Here is a 14,954-nt window from a genome sequence, read left to right on the forward strand (position 1 = left end):
AGCCTTATTCTAGCTAGACAGTCTAGCCAGGAGGCGTCGATGGAATGGCAGTTGCAGGATGCAAAGAACCAGTTCTCCAAGGTCGTCGACAAGGCCCGCACGGAAGGCCCGCAGGTCGTGACGCGGCGCGGCCAGCAGACGGCGGTGGTTCTTTCGATCGAGGACTACAACGCGCTGAAGTCTGGCCGGCCGAGCTTCGTCGACGACCTTCTTGCCGGCCCCGTCTGGGATGACGCGCTTGTCGACGCCATCGATGCCCGGCCGGAATGGCCCCGGCGCGACGTCACGCTCTGATGTACCTGCTCGATACGAACGTGCTGTCCGAGGCGCGGCGCGGCACGCCCCAGGCGCTCGACTGGCTGCGCTCCGCGGACCCCGACCGGCTTTATCTGAGCGTCATCACGCTCGGCGAGATCACGCGCGGCATCGCGCTCAAGGAACGCTCCGATCCGCAAACCGCCGCGCATCTCTCCGCATGGCTCGCCCGCCTCCGGCAGGACCATGCAGCACGCATCCTGCCGGTCACCGACCGGATCGCCGTTGAATGGGGCCGCATTTCGGCGCTGCGCCCCCGCGGCGGGGCGGACGGCCTGATCGCCGCCACTGCCCTTGTGCACGACCTGATCGTGGTCACACGCAACATCGCCGATTTTGCCGATACCGGCGCTGCCTGCCTCAACCCCTGGGAGCTCTAGCGGCCTCAGCCGCCATGGCCCTCATGGTTGCCGGATGCGGCGTCGCCCTGTTTTGCGCCGGGCTTGGCGGCTTCGATCTTGAAGTCGACGTCGATCGTGCCGGCTTTTTCGAAGGTCAGCGTCGCTTTGAAGCTTTCGCCTTCCTTGAAGGGCTGCTTGATGCTCATGAACATGACGTGCTGGGCGCCGGATTTCAGTTCCACTGTCGCGCCGGCGGGGATTTCGATGCCGTCGGGCAGCTGGCGCATCTTCATGATGTCGTTCTCGATGGCCATTTCGTGAAGCTGAACGTCGTCGGAAACCGTCGGCGCGGTGATGGAAACGAGGCGGTCGGCCTCGCTGCCCTTGTTGGTGATGGTGAGGAAGCCGCCGCCGACCGGCTGGCCGGGCAGCGTCGCCTTGGAGGCCGGGTGGTGGATTTCGAGGTTGCCGAGGGTGAACTCGTGGGCGAAGACGGCCGAGGCCGAGAGTGCTAGCGCGAGAACCGTTGCGAGCATGCGTTTCATGGAAATTCCTTTCTAGAGCATTTCCAGCCGAAGCGACTTCGTTTCGGCGTCGGATAATGCGGCAAAACAAAAACCAGGAGCATGTCCGGTGAACCGGAGTTCACCGGACATGCTCTGGTCACGAGAAGATGCGCCGGAGCGGCGGCACGAAGCGGATGACGAGCTGGTCGAGAAGGATCATGGCGAGAATGGTGATGCCTGTCAGCGGAAAGAGCACGCCGAAGACGGCGGCGATGGCCCAGAGGCCGAGATAGATGCGCTTTTCGCGCGGGGCCGGTGGCACGCCGATGCGGCCCTTCGGCCGGCGCTTCCACCACATGACGACGGCCGACACACTCATCGCGATGACGATAAAGGAAGTCGACAGCATGAGGAGCTGGTTGAACAGCCCCCATTCCTGACCCTTGTGCACGTTGATACTCCACTCGATCGCCTTGCCGGTCGCGGGATAATCGGCAAAGGCGGTATCGACGAGGCGTTCGCCGGAATATTGGTCGATATGGATCGTGCGCTCGTATTCCAGCTCGGCCGGGTAGATCGCGGCGGTGTAGACGCCCGTCTGGTCTGATGGCGGCGACAGCTCGTAGCCGGGCAGCATGCCGGCGGCGTTGGCGATCGTCACGGCATTGTCGAGGCCGATCGGCGGCAGGGCCCTTTGGCCATCAGCGGGAACGGTCGATTGCGGCACGGGCGCGTTTTCCATCAGCCAGGAGGCTTTCGGCAGCACGTCGGTGGTGATGAGCATGGAATGCGGCACGCGGTCCCACAGTTCGACCGGATAGCCCATGCCGTTTGCCGTCAGCGTCGCATTGACCTTGGCGCCCCAGAAGCCGGACCAGAGCAGGCCGGAAAAGGCCATGAACAGGATGACGACGCTTGCAAAGACGCCGGTGACGGCGTGCACGTCGCGCCAGAAGACGCGCCGGGCCGGCGTGCCGCGCACGCTGACGACGCCGCCCGTGGCATTGCGCGGCCACCAGAGATAGAGGCCCGTCAGCACGAGCACGATGGCAAAACCCGCGACGACCTCGATGATGCGCTCCCAGGAGGTGCCGAAATAATCGAGGCTGTGCAGGTCCTCGACGACCTGGTTGAACTCCTGGTTCGCTGGAAGGGTATCGAGCACGGCGCCGTCGTAGGGATCGACGAAGACGAGCATTCTGCCGGCATCGCTGGCGAGCGTCACGCGGGCGGAACGGTCCGTGCCGGCGGGCGTGCGGTAGGAGGCGAGCGTGCTGCCCGGTACAGTGGCGAGCGCCTTTTCGACGATTGCGGAGGGTGGCAGTTCCGTGGTGCCGACCGCGACATAGTTGCGGTAGCGGAAGAGGCTGGCGTCGATCTCGTCGTTGAAGAGATAGAGCCCGCCGGTGATGGCGAGGCTGATCATGAAGGGCACGGCCAGCAGGCCGGCGAAGAAATGCCAGCGCCAGATGGCGCGGTAGAGGCGCTGGGCGAGCGTGGAGGGTTCGGCGGCGGCAAGGGCCGGCGCATCGGAAATAACGGACATGCAAGGGGTCCTGTCAGGCTGGATTTCGGGCGCGCGGCGGCAGGCGGCGCGGATCACGGAAAATCAGGCGGACAGGAAGGGTGGTGCGCGCGGCGGGGCGCCGGGACGGTCGCGCTTGGAATGAAGCGCCTCTTCGACGAGCGGCAGGGCGGCGACCAAACGGAAAGCCAGGTTGGCACCGGCAAGATCGGCCGGCTCCGGCATCAGCATGGCGCCGCCGATGCGGCAGGCCTCGCACTTGATGGGGGTGGCATGCCGGGTCTTGCCGTCGACGCTGCCATTGAGACAGAGGTCCGGCACGGTACCGTCCGGCAGGGTATATTGCACGAGTTCGAGCGCGGTCGGCTCCAGGGCCGAGGCCGGCTGGTGGGCGAAACCGACGAACAGCAGGGCGGCTGCGCAAAGCATGCGCAGGCAGGCAGCCCAGCTTGTCGTGCCTCGTGTCATCGGTCGCCCTTTCCGCAATCGCGCGGATATATCGGCCTTAATCCGATGGCGGCGCGACGTCAATGCGACAAAGCGGGCTCCCCTTCCCGGCCATCACGACAATTCATCGATCGATCAGGCAAGCGCTCTACCGTTCCGCAAGAACGCCCCATAAAGTGCCGCCGCAATCAGGAGGATTCCATGCTTACCATCTACGGCGTCTACCGTTCCCGTGCCTCGCGCAACTATTGGCTGGCCGGCGAGCTCGGCCTGCCCTTCACCTCCGTGCCGATCGTGCAGGCCTACCGGCTCGACGACGTGCAGGCGGCGGATGCGCCGATGAACACGCAGTCGCCGGAGTTTCTGGCCGTCAACCCGACCGGCCTCATCCCCTGCATCGACGACGGCGGCTTCGTGATGACGGAATCGCTGGCGATCAACCTCTACCTCGCCCGCAAGCACGGCGGCCCCCTCTCCGGCCAGACGGTGACGGAAGAGGCCGAGATGCTGCAATGGACCATGTGGGCGGCGACCGAGGTGGAGCCGCATGCGGTGAAGATCATCATGCTGCGCGATGTCCAGGCCGCCGAAAGCGAACAGGGGCGGCTGACGATCCGCGCTGCGAACAAGGCGCTGAAAAAGTGTTTCGCGCGGCTCGACCAGCACCTGGCCGCCACCGGCCATGTCGTCGGCGACCGCTTTACCGTGGCCGACCTCAACCTCGCGGAGGTGTTTCGCTATGCGATGAGCCAGACGGCGCTTTTCGAGGCTGCGCCGAACGTCAAGGCCTGGCTGGAACAGTGCCAGTCGCGCGCCGCCTTCAAGGCCATGATGGAGACGCGGTCTAACGAGCCGGAATGATCGCGCCGGCAAAACCGTCCTCGCCGTCTTCGGCGATGGCGTTGCGCAGCCAGCGCTTGAACAGCGAGACCTTGCGCGGCTCCGGCAGACCCGGGGCCGTTACGAAATAATAGCCCATGCCGGTATCCACCCGGATGGGGAACGGCGCCACCAGCCGCCCCTCCTTCAGCGCCCAGGAGGCGAGCACCGGCCAGGCGAGCAGCACCCCCTGCCCGGCCAGCGCCGCATCGAGGCACAGCGAGGCATCGGAAAAGATGTGGCGGGCCTTTGGCGCGGGCACGTCGAAACCGGCGGCCTTCAGCCAGCGCTGCCAGGTGAAGGCATCGTTGCCATCGACCACCGCCGGCTGCGCCGACAGGTCCTGCGGCGTCCTGATGCCATCCGCCAGCGCCGGCGCGCAAACCGGGAACATCACCTGCGGCATCAGGAACTCCGCCGTCACATCCGGCCAGGTGCCGGGGCCGACGCGGATGCCGAGATCGACATCCGAGCGCGCGAGGTCGACCAGCGTCGTCGTCGCCTCGATGCGCAGGCTGATATCCGGATGGGCGGCGGCGAAGCGATCGATGCGGTGGATGAGCCAGCGCGAGGCGAAGATCGGTGCCACGGAGATCGTCAGGATCGCATCGTCGCGGCGCTGGGTCGTCGCCACCGCCTCGGAAAGCTGGCGGAAGGCCGCGGAAAGGCGCGCGAGGAAGGGCGTGCCAGAGGCCGTCTCGCGCAGGCCCCGCGCGGTGCGCTCGAAGATCGCCCGGCCGAGCTGCTCCTCCGCCTTGATGACCTGCTGGCTGACGGCGCCGACCGTCACGCCGAGCTCGTCGGCCGCCGCCTGCAGCGAGCCGAGCCGCCCCACCGCTTCCAGCGCACGAAGGCCGTTCAGATGAACGCGATTGAGGTTCTTCATATAGGTTTTCTATAACCTCTTCCTGATCTGCTCGATTGCCCGGAGAGCGTTTCGGCGCGATTATCAGCCATCAACAATGGTAACGAACCGCAAGGAGAAGGCAATGTTCAAGATTTTCTCCAGAGTGGCCGCGGCGCTGAAAGCCGAGGCGGACCCTGCGGACACGCCCGTCTGGATGCGCGATCCGCTCTCCCACCCCGATATCGAGACGATGGATTCGCGCGCGCTCGGCGACCTGCCCTTCGGCCTCTTCCGTCCGCGGGTCTGCGTCGAGGAAAGCTGAAACACCCGGCCTGATCCTCCCTCGAAGTCCTCCCCGCGCCGGTGTATCCTGCCCGGGGAGGATTTTGCATGCCGGATGACGAGAACGACGCGCTGCTGGCACGGCTCCAGCGCCTCTCGCAACCCCTTCCGGGCGTCGAGACGGGCACGTCCTATGGCACGCCGGCGCTCAAGGTGGCGGGAAAGCTGTTTCTGCGCATCAAGGGTGCCGAGACGCTGGTGCTGATGGCGCCGCTCGACGAGAAGGAGCGCCTGATCGAAATGGCGCCCGACATCTATTACGAGACCGACCATTACCGCGGCTGGCCGGCGCTGCTCATCCGAGCGGCGGCGGTCGACGACGCGGAATTGCGGCACCGGATCACCGAAGCCTGGCGCTACAAGGCGCCGGCAAAGCTGCGCAAGACGTTCGGCTGAACGCCCTCCTTCCTTTTTCGAGACGCTTGACACCCTTCCCGCCGCACGGTTAAACCGGATTTGTAACGTAATAACATTACCAATTCGGAGACCAAAATGCTGAGACGGATCATCGCTGTTTCGGGCGCGCTGTCGTTCGCCCTCCTCCTTCCCGCAACGGCCGGCGCGCATGGCGCCTGGGTGGCGGAGCGCTGGGGCGAACTCGGCGTCATCTACGGCCACGGCGCCGGCGACGATGCCTATGACCCGGCCCGCATCACGCAGGCGATCGCCATTGCCGAGGACGGCACGGCCGCGCCTGTCACCATCGACAAGCGCGACAAGCACGCGATCCTGAAGCCGGAGGGCGAGCCGGCCGCCATCGCGCTAACCTTCGACAACGGCTACTGGAGCGAAAAGGCGGACGGGACCTGGGTGAACGAGCCGAAGGACAAGGTGGCGGATGCCAAGGCGACCGGCCACTACATCAAGAACAGCCTCTCGCTGCTGCATGCGCATAACGCGCTGCCCGCCTTCCCGAAGCAGGACCTGCAGATCGTTCCGCTCGACAATCCGATCGGCCGCAAGGCCGGCGACCCGATCCGGCTGCGCGTGCTCCATGACGGCAAGCCGCTTGCCGGCGCGGTCGTGACGCTCGACTATATCAATCAGGCCGCGCTCAAGAGCGAGCCGACGGATGCGGATGGCGAGGTCGTGGTGGCGATCCGCAATGACGGGCTGAACGTGCTGTCGGTCGACCATGGCGTGCCGCTGGAAAACGATCCGAAGGCCGACAAGATCGGCTATACGGCGACGCTGAGTTTCGTCGCCGAAGCGCACAAACACGACGATTGATGCGAAAAGGCCCGCGCCGTGGGGCGCGGGCCTGACTCGTCAGCCGATCGACTGGCCGCCGGACTGGTCCATGAACATGAACTCCCAGACATTGCCGTTGATGTCCTGGAAGGAGCAGCCGTACATGGGGCCGAATTCGATGTTCGGCTGCCATTCGCGCGCACCGGCGGCGAGCGCCTTGGCCTTGATGTCGTCGATCTCCTGACGGCTGGCGGCCGAAAGGCAGGTCAGCACCTGCGTCTGCTTTTCCGGATCGCCCACCTCGCCCTTCACGAACTGGGCGAATTTTTCCTCCGTCAGGTGCATGACGAAGATGTTTTCGTCCACCACCATGCAGGCGGCGGTGTCGTCGCTGAAGGCCTCGTTGAAGCCGTAGCCGAGCGCGCCGAAGAAGCGGCGGGTAGCGGCCAGGTCCTTGACGGGCAGGTTGACGAAGATCATGCGCATGGAAATCCTCCTTTTTGCTTGCTGTGCGGGGGTCCGCCACCGGCGGATCGCCCCGTCATGCCACAAGGACGTAAAGCGACGTCCGGTGCCGACAAGCCCATGCAGATTTTTATGCCGCCGCGCAGCCCGGCACGTCCTCCAGCCGGTGCCAGACCGGAATGCCGCGCTCGCGGGCAATGCGCACGTCATTGTCCGCCCCCTTTGACGCGCCCGGCAGCCGCAGCACGCCCTCGCACAGTTCAAGCAGGCGGTGCGCGACGGGATAGAAGATCTCCTCGTGCAGCGCATCGCCGATCGTCTCGCCGCCCGCCGCATGCCAGACGGGCAGCGCCACCCATTCGCCGATCATCGGCACATGGCCGGCCTTGAACAGCGCATAGGACGGCGCCTCCAGCCGCTGCAAATTCTCCGCCATCTTTTGCGGGTCGTCCCCGGTGCCCGAGCGATAGGGGCCGGCGATCAGGATCAGCATGATTTACTCCTTACTGTTTATTGCACGAAATATCCGGAATTTTCTGGATATTTCACGAATATTCGTGTAATTTCGTGCATAGTCAAGATGGAGTGCGAAGACATGCTGACCAGCCAGCGAAAGGCCCTGATCGCCGAACGGCTGAACCGCGACGGCGAGATCGTCGCGAAGACGCTCGCGGCGGAACTGGATCTGTCGGAAGACACGATCCGGCGGGATCTCAGGGAAATGGCGGCGGAGGGCTTGTTGAAGCGGGTGCATGGCGGCGCGCTGCCGCTCTCCCCGCCGCTGCCGGATTTTGCCGCGCGCCAGTCGCTCGCGACGGATCAGAAGGCCGCGCTTGGTGCGCGCGCGGCGGCAATGATCGCGCCAGGACAGGTGATCTTCCTCGATGGCGGCACGACCACGGCGGCGCTTGCCCGCGCGCTGCCGCGCAGCTGTCCCTTCACGGTCGTCACACACAGCCCAACGATCGCCTGCGAACTCGAACGCCACCCGACCGCCGAGGTCGTGCTGATCGGCGGCAGGCTCTACAAACATTCGATGGTGACGGTGGGCGCCATGGCGTTCGATGCGATCCGCGGCCTGAAGGCGGACATCTATTTCATGGGCGTCACCGCCGCCCACCCGACCCACGGCCTCACCACCGGCGACATGGAGGAAGCCGCAACCAAGCGCACCATCGCCGAAAACGCCGCCGCGACCTGGGTCCTGCTCACGCAAGAAAAACTCGGCCGCGCCTCCCCCTGGAAGATCATGCCCCTCCCCACCGCCACCGGCCTCATCGTGCCGGCCGGGCTTGCGCCGGAGGCGCTGGCACCCTACCGGGAGACGGGTGTCGAGATCGTCGAGGCCTGATCAGGCGGCGTCGCGGGGGACGATGCGGTCGAGATCCCGGCCGATCTCGCGGCGCTTCTGCATCAGGTCGAATTCGGCCTGAAGACGCAGGAAGTAGCCGTCCGACAGGCCGAAATAGCGCGTGAGCCGGAGGTCCGTGTCGGCCGTGACCTGGCGCTTGCCGAGCACGATCTCGTTGATGCGGCGCGGCGGGACGTGCACGGCGCGCGCCAGCGCGTTCTGGCTGATCTCCATCGGCTGAAGGAACTCTTCCAGCAGGATATCGCCGGGATGGGGGTTGGCGAGCAGGTCGTCAGTCATGATAGTCGATGATGCGGACATTCACGGCATCCCCTTCCGACCAGCCGAAGCAGATGCGCCACTGGTCATTGATCCGGATCGAATAGAGCCCCGCCAGATTTCCCTTCAGGAGTTCCAGCCGGTTGCCCGGCGGCACGCGCAGGTCCGTCACGGTCTGCGCGGCGTGCAACATGCGCAGCTTGCGCAGCGCTATGGTCTGCATGTCGGCCGGCAGCCGCCGGCTTCGGCGGCCGGACCAGATCAGCTCGGTCTCGCGGTCGGCGAAGCTCTTGATCATGCATAACCATAACGCATAACGTCATAGGGTGTCAATTTTACGCGGCAAACGCTTCCGTCACGCGGACGTCGCCGACGTGAATGCCGTTCCAGTTGGACATGGAGCGGTTGGCCTGGGCCATGAGGGCGGCGTGGAGGTCGGGTTCTTCGGTGAAGAAGCGGGCGAGCGTGGCGGCGACCATGCTTTCGGCGGCGCGGGTGGTGCCGTCCTCGCATTTCAGCGCGATGGCGATGCCTTTTTCGGGGATGGCGGCGCAGAAGACGCCTTCGGCGCCGGTTTTCGCGAAGATGCGACCGGGGGCGGTTTCCATGAGGCGGGTGCAGGCGCGTTTCGTGCCGGCGACGTAGAAGGGTTCGGCCATGCAGGCGGCGATCAGGCGCCGCGAGGCCTTGGCGCGCTCGGGAGCGAGGCCCGTGCCGGTTGCCATCTTGGCGAAGCCGTGGGCGAGGTTTTTCAGCGGCACGGCATAGGTCGGGATCGAGCAGCCGTCGGTGCCGCAATTGTCGGTGGCAAGCGCCGATCCGGTCAGGTTTTCCATGATGCCGCGGATTTCCGCCTGGACGGGGTGTTCGTAGCGCACATAGCCCTCAAGGTCCTTGCCGGTGTGGCAGGCGGCGCAGATGAAGCCGGCATGTTTGCCCGAGCAATTGTTGTGAAGGGCGGTCGGGTGTTCGAGCTGGCGGGCCTGGCCGATCAGCACGGGCTGTTCGAAGGACCAGTGGGCGCCGCATTCCAGCACGCTCTCATCGACGCCGGCGGCGGCGAGCATGGTGGCGGCAAGGCGCGCATGGGCGGGTTCGCCATTGTGCGAGGAACAGGCAAGCGCCAGTTCGCGGTTGCCGAAGCCGTGAGCATCGGCGGCACCGCTTTCGACGAGCGGCAGGCCCTGCATGGCCTTGCAGGCCGAGCGCGGAAAGACGACGGCGTCGATTTCGCCTTGCGAAAACACCACCTTGCCATCACCATCGACCGCCACGACCATGCCGCGATGGCGGCTTTCGACGAGATCGCCGCGGGTGACTTCGACAAGGACGGGGTTTGCCATATTCGTGCCCTCAAATTTCCGGTTTCGAATGCGGTATTATCCGAAATCCATGGATGTGGACACTCGGTTTGGAGAGACCCCGCATGAAATTCCTGAGGAACGTGTTCGTCCTCTTTCTCGTGATCTATCTCATGCCGGCGCTGGCCTCGGCGGGCTACTGGTACATCAAGGACCGGCCGCAGAACTGGCGGGAGGCGAACTGGAAATCCGCCGGTATCCTGCCCAGCGCCGAAGACACGCCGCGGGCGACGATCCACATCTTTTCGGCCGCGACCGGCGGGCTGAAGGGCGCGGTGGCAAGCCATGCCTGGATCGTCACCAAGGAGGCCAACGCCAAAAGCTACAACCGCTATGACAAGGTCGGCTGGGGCACGCCGGTGCGCAAGAACGGTTATGCGCCGGATGCCTTCTGGTATTCCAACACGCCGCACGTGGTCGTCAGCGTCAGCGGCGACGAGGCGGCGCGGCTGATCCCGAAGATCGAGCAGGCGATCGCCAGTTACCCCTATTCCAAGCCCGGCGGCTACCGCATCTGGCCGGGGCCGAACTCCAACACCTTCGTCGCCCATGTGCTGCGCAACGTGCCGGAACTCGGCGTCGTGCTGCCGCCGGATGCGGTGGGGCGCGATTACCTGCCGGAGGGCAAGCTCTTCGCCATCGATGCGGATGGCAAGGACGTGCATGCGACGCTCTACGGCCTGCTCGGCATCTCGGCCGGGCTGCGCTCCGGGCTCGAACTGCACATCATGGGCCTTGTCGCCGGCGTGGATTTCTATCGGCCGGCGATCAAGATACCCGCCATCGGGCGCATCGGGGTCTAGCGGTTTGCTGACAAGGCATGCCCCACTCCTCCGTCACCCTCGGGCTTGACCCGAGCATCCATGCAGCACGCGCGGCATGGATGCTCGGGTCAAGCCCGAGGGTGACGGAGGAGTGGGTAGCCTCCTAAAGATACTCCACCTCGAAGGCGGCGATGCGGGCCGGGTCGGCGATCGAGTCGATGGCGGTGATCTGGTCGCCTGCAACCTCCATGCGCACGACGATCTTGAGTTCGCCGCCGAGGATGACGGCGAGGCCGAAATGGCCGTCGATGAGGGCGAGCCTTGCGGCGGTCGCCTTGCCCTTGAAGGTGGTCGCCACCGCCTGCGCGCCGTGGATTTCGGCAAGCGAGCCGAGCCGCACCGCATCTTCATCCGCGTGGAAGACGACTTCCGGATCGAGCACGGCGAGCAGGCCTGAAAAATCGCCATCGCGCGAGGCGGCGAGGAAGGCCGCGACGACGCGCTTGCGGCGGTCGTAATCCGCAGCCGGCGTCTCCGGCAGGCCCTGCACGCGGCGACGGGCGCGGCTTGCGAGCTGGCGGGCGGCGACCGGCGTCTTGTCGACGATGCGGCCGATCTCCTCGAAGGGCACGTCGAACATGTCATGGAGCACGAAGGCGAGGCGCTCGGCGGGCGCCAGGCGCTCCAGCACGACCAGCAGCGCGAGGCCGACGGAATCGGCGAGAGCCGCCTGCTCATCGGCCGCGGCGCTCGGGTCGGCGTGCTGTACCTCGCCGTCGTCATCGTCGATCGGGTCTTCGCGGCGCTTCGTGCGGGCGCGCAGCATGTCGAGGCAGATGCGGCCGACGACGGTCGTCAGCCAGCCGCCGAGATTGTCGATGCCGTCGCCGCCCGCCCGCTCCAGCCGGAGCCAGGCCTCTTGCACCGCATCCTCCGCCTCGGCGCGCGAGCCCAGCATGCGGAAGGCGACGGTGCCGAGGCGCCCGCGTTCGGCCTCGAAATGTTCGGCCCAGAATTTTTTCTCGCTCATCTGTCACACTCCCTCGCTCAGCGGCGTCATGGCCATGACGAACGAAGCAGGCCCGGTGTGACAGGGTTCGCATTCGTCGAACGCGAAAACATTGCAAGGAGCGAAAAAATGCAATCCCGTATGAACAATATCGTCGCCGTTCTCCCCGAAGTCATGGGCGCATTGCAGGCATTGCAGGGGGCCGCGCAGAAAACCGGCCTGCCGGAAAAGACCGCAAACCTCGTGCATCTGAGGGCAAGCCAGATCAACGGCTGCGGCTTCTGCGTCGACCTGCATCCGCGCATGATGAAGAAGGCGGGCGAGAGCGACCGGCGCATCTTCTCCGTCGCCGCCTGGCGCGAGGCGCCGTTCTACACCGATGCGGAGCGGGCCGCCCTGGCGCTGACCGAAGCGCTGACGCGCATCGCCGATCGCGAGGAACCGGTGTCGGACGCGGTCTGGAACGAAGCCGCCCGTCACTACGACGAAAAGACGCTGGCCGCCCTGGTCGTGGAGATCGCAGCGATCAATGTGTGGAACCGGTTCAACGTGGCGACGCGTCAGATTGCTGGTGAATGGAATCCGTAACCTCGCCCACCCTCCGTCATCCTCGGGCTCGACCCGAGGATCCACATGGCGCTCGCGGCATGGATGGTCGGGTCAAGCCCGACCATGACGGAGTAGAGGCTGGCGCGGCTCTCCGCCCGTCAGACCCGCATTTTCAGTGAAAAGTCACGGCTTGCAGTCGGTTTGAAGCCGTGCGACGTCTGAAATCCATTCTTTTCGCATGCCAAGGCTCAATTTCATGTCCGATAGCGTCATCACACCGAAGGAGGCCGCGCCGCGGCTTTCCAGCCTGTTTTCCCGCGCCTATCTGTTCGGGACGCTGATGCTGGGCGGCGGGATCATGCTGCATGCGGTGGAGACCTATATCACCGCGACGCTGATGCCCTCGATCGTGCGCGATATCGGCGGGCTGCCGCTGTTTGCCTGGGCGACGACGATCTATGTCGCGGCCTCGGTGCTCGGCTCGACCTTCGTGGCGGTGCGGCCGAAGAGCGTGACGCTCAACCGCTGTTACGTCTTCGGCGCGGTGCTGTTCGGCATCGGCAGCCTCGTCTGCGCCATTGCGCCGACCATGGAGACGGTGCTGGTCGGCCGGGCGATCCAGGGGCTCGGTGCCGGCTTCCTGGTGGCGCTCGGTTATGCCTTCATCCGCTTCGTCTATCCGGAGCCGCTGTGGAGCACCGCCTCGACGCTCTATGCCGCCGTCTGGGGCATCGCGACCTTCCTCGGCCCGACGATCGGCGGTATCTTCGCGGCCGGCAGCGCCTGGCGCGAGGCGTTCGCGCTGCTCATTCCGCTTTCTATCCTGATGGCGGTCTCCGCGCCAAAACTGCTGCCCTCCGGCGAGGCCGAGCGGGTGACGACGAAGACGCCGTTCCTGCAGATCGTGCTGCTGGTCGCCGCCGTGGTGGTGCTGTCCTTCGCAAGTTCGGTGGATGCGCCGGCGCTGCGCAGCCTCTTTGCGGCCTCGGCCGTGGTCGCGGTCATCGCCGCCATTACCATCGAGCGGCACACCGAAGCGCGGCTGCTGCCGGCCGGCACGATGAACCTCACCTCGCCGCTTGCCCGCGTCTATCTCATCATGCTGATGCTGCTCGTCACCATCTGCTCGGATATCTACATCCCCTATTTCCTCCAGGTGCTGCACGGGGTGACGCCGCTCGTCTCCGGCTATCTCGTGGCGCTTTTGGCGCTCGGCTGGACGGCCGCGGCCTTTGCCACCGCAAACATCCGGGGGCGGCGCGCCAACCGGGTGATCGTCGGCGGCGCGCTGGTCGAGGCGGTTGCCACCGCGCTGCTCGTCGTCACGCTTGCCCGGCACAATCCCGCAGGCAGCCTGCCGCTGCTGGCGATCGCCACCGTCTTCATCTTCCTCATGGGTTTCGGCATCGGCCTCGGCTGGGCGCATCTCGTCACCCATGTGCTGCACCTGGCGCCGGCCGGCGAGACGGACAAGGCATCCGCGGCGATCACCACCATGCAGGCGCTCGGCGCGGCCTTCGGGGCGGCGATTGCCGGCATCATCGTCAACACGACCGGCCTCGTCGATCCCGGCGGCACGGAAGGTGCTGTGACGGCGGCGCGCTGGCTCTACCTGCTGCTCGCCATCCCGGCGGCGCTCGGCATGCTGCTTGCGACCACCCTTCCGGCGGGAAAGGCCACCAGCGCGGATTGAGGATTTGTTAACGGCATCCGGCAGTCCTCGTTGCGACACTGCCTCCTTCTGCCACAAAAGGCCCCTATCGTCCGGCGCAACGCCCTGACGATTCGGCCTTGGAAGGAAAAACGGGTGAGACGCAGCAACGGGCACAGCGTGCCGGGCGAGAGCAGCAGGGCGCATGCCGATGCTATCCTGCCGCTTGCCGCCATCCGCGACCGGGCGACGACCGACCTCGTGCTCTCGGGGCTCGACGCCTCCGGCGTCGCCTTCGCGCTGTTTTCGCCGGACGACGAACTTTCCTACGGCTCCGCGGCCTTCGCCGCCCTCTTCGACGTGCAGCCAGGCGCGCGCACCTTCGGCGACATCCTGCGCCATTGCCATGCCAAGGGCGTCGGCCCGAAGATGAACGGGCCGATCGACGCCTTTCTCGCGATGGCGGCCGAAAAACGGCGCAGCAGCCCGCACCGCAGTTTCGAGATCGACATCAGCGACGACCGCTGGTTCCTGGTCAACGAGACGCTGCTGGCCGACGGCTGGCTGTGGAGCGTCTTCACCGACATCACCATGCTGAAATCAACCGAGCGCGTGTTGCAGCTCGCCCGCGATGCCGCGCAGCTTGCCGCCGATACGGACCCGCTGACCGGGCTTGTCAACCGCCGCGCGGCGATGGAGCGGCTGGATGCGGAAATGCGCGCGGCCTTCCGCGACTGCACGCAGCTCTCGCTGGTGCTGATCGACCTCGATCATTTCAAGACGATCAACGACCGCTACGGCCATGCCAAGGGCGACGACGTGCTCCGGCATTTCGCCGCCGCCGGCCGCCAGCAATTGCGCGGCGGCGATGTTTTCGCGCGCATCGGCGGCGAGGAATTCATGGTGCTGATGCCGGGCACCAGCATCCGGCAGGCGACGCAGGCCGTGGAGCGGCTGCGCAGCCATGTGCGCGAGGAGGAGAACCGCGCAGGGCTCTGCTGCACCTACACCATGTCGGCCGGCGTCGCGGAATATTGCGGCAATGCGGCCGAAGACCTGTTCGAGCGGGCCGACCGGGCGCTCTACAGCGCAAAGCACCTCGGCCGCGACCGCATCGAGCAGGCGCAGTAAC

Annotated in this window: 21 protein-coding genes; 11 read left to right on the plus strand and 10 right to left on the minus strand. The window is 65.8% G+C overall.

Features of this window, described 5'->3' with window-relative positions; translation table 11 throughout:
• The first annotated feature begins 39 nt into the window (after positions 1-39).
• Together J2Y63_RS18180 and J2Y63_RS18185 are read left to right on the plus strand one after the other, a co-directional pair.
• The gene (locus J2Y63_RS18180) at positions 40-294 is read left to right on the plus strand and encodes a type II toxin-antitoxin system Phd/YefM family antitoxin (protein WP_435267235.1); all 255 of its coding nucleotides are present in this window, start codon (positions 40-42) and stop codon (positions 292-294) included.
• Entirely contained in the window at positions 294-695 is a 402-nt protein-coding gene (locus J2Y63_RS18185; protein WP_435267236.1) for a type II toxin-antitoxin system VapC family toxin, read from the plus strand. Before J2Y63_RS18180 ends, J2Y63_RS18185 begins: the two co-directional genes overlap by 1 nt.
• A 5-nt stretch (positions 696-700) precedes the next feature.
• Here J2Y63_RS18185 and J2Y63_RS18190 read toward each other — a convergent pair whose 3' ends face one another.
• From J2Y63_RS18190 to J2Y63_RS18200, 3 genes are all read right to left on the minus strand, one after another.
• Complete coding sequence (locus J2Y63_RS18190; protein ID WP_256118706.1) at positions 701-1,201, minus strand: copper chaperone PCu(A)C; 501 nt, start codon at positions 1,199-1,201, stop codon at positions 701-703.
• A 118-nt stretch (positions 1,202-1,319) separates the two neighbouring features.
• Positions 1,320-2,699 carry a PepSY-associated TM helix domain-containing protein gene (locus J2Y63_RS18195; RefSeq protein ID WP_435267492.1) on the minus strand — a complete coding sequence of 460 codons (1,380 nt, stop codon included), beginning with the start codon at positions 2,697-2,699 and terminating at the stop codon, positions 1,320-1,322.
• Between the two features lie 72 nt (positions 2,700-2,771).
• Positions 2,772-3,155 carry a hypothetical protein gene (locus tag J2Y63_RS18200; protein ID WP_435267237.1) on the minus strand — a complete coding sequence of 128 codons (384 nt, stop codon included), beginning with the start codon at positions 3,153-3,155 and terminating at the stop codon, positions 2,772-2,774.
• A 180-nt stretch (positions 3,156-3,335) separates the two neighbouring features.
• Here J2Y63_RS18200 and J2Y63_RS18205 point away from each other — a divergent pair, with 180 nt between their 5' ends.
• Positions 3,336-3,995, plus strand: coding sequence for a glutathione S-transferase family protein (locus tag J2Y63_RS18205; RefSeq protein ID WP_435267238.1), 660 nt, complete (start codon positions 3,336-3,338; stop codon positions 3,993-3,995).
• Here the strand turns inward: J2Y63_RS18205 and J2Y63_RS18210 are convergent.
• Positions 3,979-4,899: a LysR substrate-binding domain-containing protein gene (locus J2Y63_RS18210; RefSeq protein WP_435267239.1), complete on the minus strand. Its 921-nt coding sequence runs from the start codon at positions 4,897-4,899 to the stop codon at positions 3,979-3,981. The genes J2Y63_RS18205 and J2Y63_RS18210 overlap by 17 nt on opposite strands.
• A 103-nt stretch (positions 4,900-5,002) precedes the next feature.
• Between J2Y63_RS18210 and J2Y63_RS18215 the strand changes: the two genes are divergently transcribed.
• The 3 genes from J2Y63_RS18215 (at position 5,003) to J2Y63_RS18225 (ending at position 6,432) form a co-directional block, all read left to right on the plus strand.
• Complete coding sequence (locus J2Y63_RS18215) at positions 5,003-5,182, plus strand: hypothetical protein (protein ID WP_435267240.1); 180 nt, start codon at positions 5,003-5,005, stop codon at positions 5,180-5,182.
• A 68-nt stretch (positions 5,183-5,250) separates the two neighbouring features.
• Positions 5,251-5,598: an MmcQ/YjbR family DNA-binding protein gene (locus tag J2Y63_RS18220; protein WP_435267241.1), complete on the plus strand. Its 348-nt coding sequence runs from the start codon at positions 5,251-5,253 to the stop codon at positions 5,596-5,598.
• A gap of 96 nt (positions 5,599-5,694) precedes the next feature.
• A complete protein-coding gene (locus J2Y63_RS18225; protein ID WP_435267242.1) occupies positions 5,695-6,432 on the plus strand; it encodes a DUF4198 domain-containing protein in 738 nt (245 codons plus the stop codon).
• A 39-nt stretch (positions 6,433-6,471) separates the two neighbouring features.
• Here J2Y63_RS18225 and J2Y63_RS18230 read toward each other — a convergent pair whose 3' ends face one another.
• On the minus strand, positions 6,472-6,879 hold the full coding sequence (locus J2Y63_RS18230; protein ID WP_256118697.1) for a VOC family protein: 408 nt from the start codon (positions 6,877-6,879) through the stop codon (positions 6,472-6,474).
• A 109-nt stretch (positions 6,880-6,988) separates the two neighbouring features.
• Positions 6,989-7,351: a DUF4406 domain-containing protein gene (locus tag J2Y63_RS18235; RefSeq protein ID WP_435267243.1), complete on the minus strand. Its 363-nt coding sequence runs from the start codon at positions 7,349-7,351 to the stop codon at positions 6,989-6,991.
• A gap of 102 nt (positions 7,352-7,453) precedes the next feature.
• Here J2Y63_RS18235 and J2Y63_RS18240 point away from each other — a divergent pair, with 102 nt between their 5' ends.
• Complete coding sequence (locus tag J2Y63_RS18240) at positions 7,454-8,209, plus strand: DeoR/GlpR family DNA-binding transcription regulator (RefSeq protein ID WP_435267244.1); 756 nt, start codon at positions 7,454-7,456, stop codon at positions 8,207-8,209.
• Here the strand turns inward: J2Y63_RS18240 and J2Y63_RS18245 are convergent, their stop codons facing one another.
• Genes J2Y63_RS18245 through J2Y63_RS18255 form a run of 3 tightly spaced genes read right to left on the minus strand, consistent with a single transcriptional unit; the run spans position 8,210 to position 9,831 of the window.
• Positions 8,210-8,530, minus strand: coding sequence for a HigA family addiction module antitoxin (locus J2Y63_RS18245; protein ID WP_435267245.1), 321 nt, complete (start codon positions 8,528-8,530; stop codon positions 8,210-8,212). It lies immediately after the preceding gene.
• Positions 8,502-8,786, minus strand: coding sequence for a type II toxin-antitoxin system RelE/ParE family toxin (locus tag J2Y63_RS18250; protein WP_435267246.1), 285 nt, complete (start codon positions 8,784-8,786; stop codon positions 8,502-8,504). Before J2Y63_RS18250 ends, J2Y63_RS18245 begins: the two co-directional genes overlap by 29 nt.
• Before the next feature lie 37 nt (positions 8,787-8,823).
• Entirely contained in the window at positions 8,824-9,831 is a 1,008-nt protein-coding gene (locus J2Y63_RS18255; protein ID WP_435267247.1) for an asparaginase, read from the minus strand.
• Positions 9,832-9,914: 83 nt separating this feature from the next.
• Between J2Y63_RS18255 and J2Y63_RS18260 the strand changes: the two genes are divergently transcribed.
• Positions 9,915-10,652, plus strand: coding sequence for a DUF3750 domain-containing protein (locus tag J2Y63_RS18260; RefSeq protein ID WP_435267248.1), 738 nt, complete (start codon positions 9,915-9,917; stop codon positions 10,650-10,652).
• A 124-nt stretch (positions 10,653-10,776) separates the two neighbouring features.
• Here the strand turns inward: J2Y63_RS18260 and J2Y63_RS18265 are convergent, their stop codons facing one another.
• Positions 10,777-11,643, minus strand: coding sequence for a sigma-70 family RNA polymerase sigma factor (locus tag J2Y63_RS18265; protein WP_435267249.1), 867 nt, complete (start codon positions 11,641-11,643; stop codon positions 10,777-10,779).
• Positions 11,644-11,751: 108 nt separating this feature from the next.
• Here J2Y63_RS18265 and J2Y63_RS18270 point away from each other — a divergent pair, with 108 nt between their 5' ends.
• The 3 genes from J2Y63_RS18270 to J2Y63_RS18280 all read left to right on the plus strand — a co-directional run bounded on the left by J2Y63_RS18270 (position 11,752) and on the right by J2Y63_RS18280 (position 14,953).
• Positions 11,752-12,210, plus strand: coding sequence for a carboxymuconolactone decarboxylase family protein (locus tag J2Y63_RS18270; RefSeq protein WP_435267250.1), 459 nt, complete (start codon positions 11,752-11,754; stop codon positions 12,208-12,210).
• A gap of 217 nt (positions 12,211-12,427) precedes the next feature.
• The gene (locus tag J2Y63_RS18275; RefSeq protein WP_435267251.1) at positions 12,428-13,864 is read left to right on the plus strand and encodes an MFS transporter; all 1,437 of its coding nucleotides are present in this window, start codon (positions 12,428-12,430) and stop codon (positions 13,862-13,864) included.
• A gap of 114 nt (positions 13,865-13,978) precedes the next feature.
• Complete coding sequence (locus J2Y63_RS18280; protein WP_435267252.1) at positions 13,979-14,953, plus strand: diguanylate cyclase; 975 nt, start codon at positions 13,979-13,981, stop codon at positions 14,951-14,953.
• Position 14,954 lies beyond the last annotated feature (1 nt).

Origin of the sequence: Shinella sp. BE166 (assembly GCF_051201095.1) — a bacterium.
GTDB lineage: Bacteria > Pseudomonadota > Alphaproteobacteria > Rhizobiales > Rhizobiaceae > Shinella > Shinella lacus.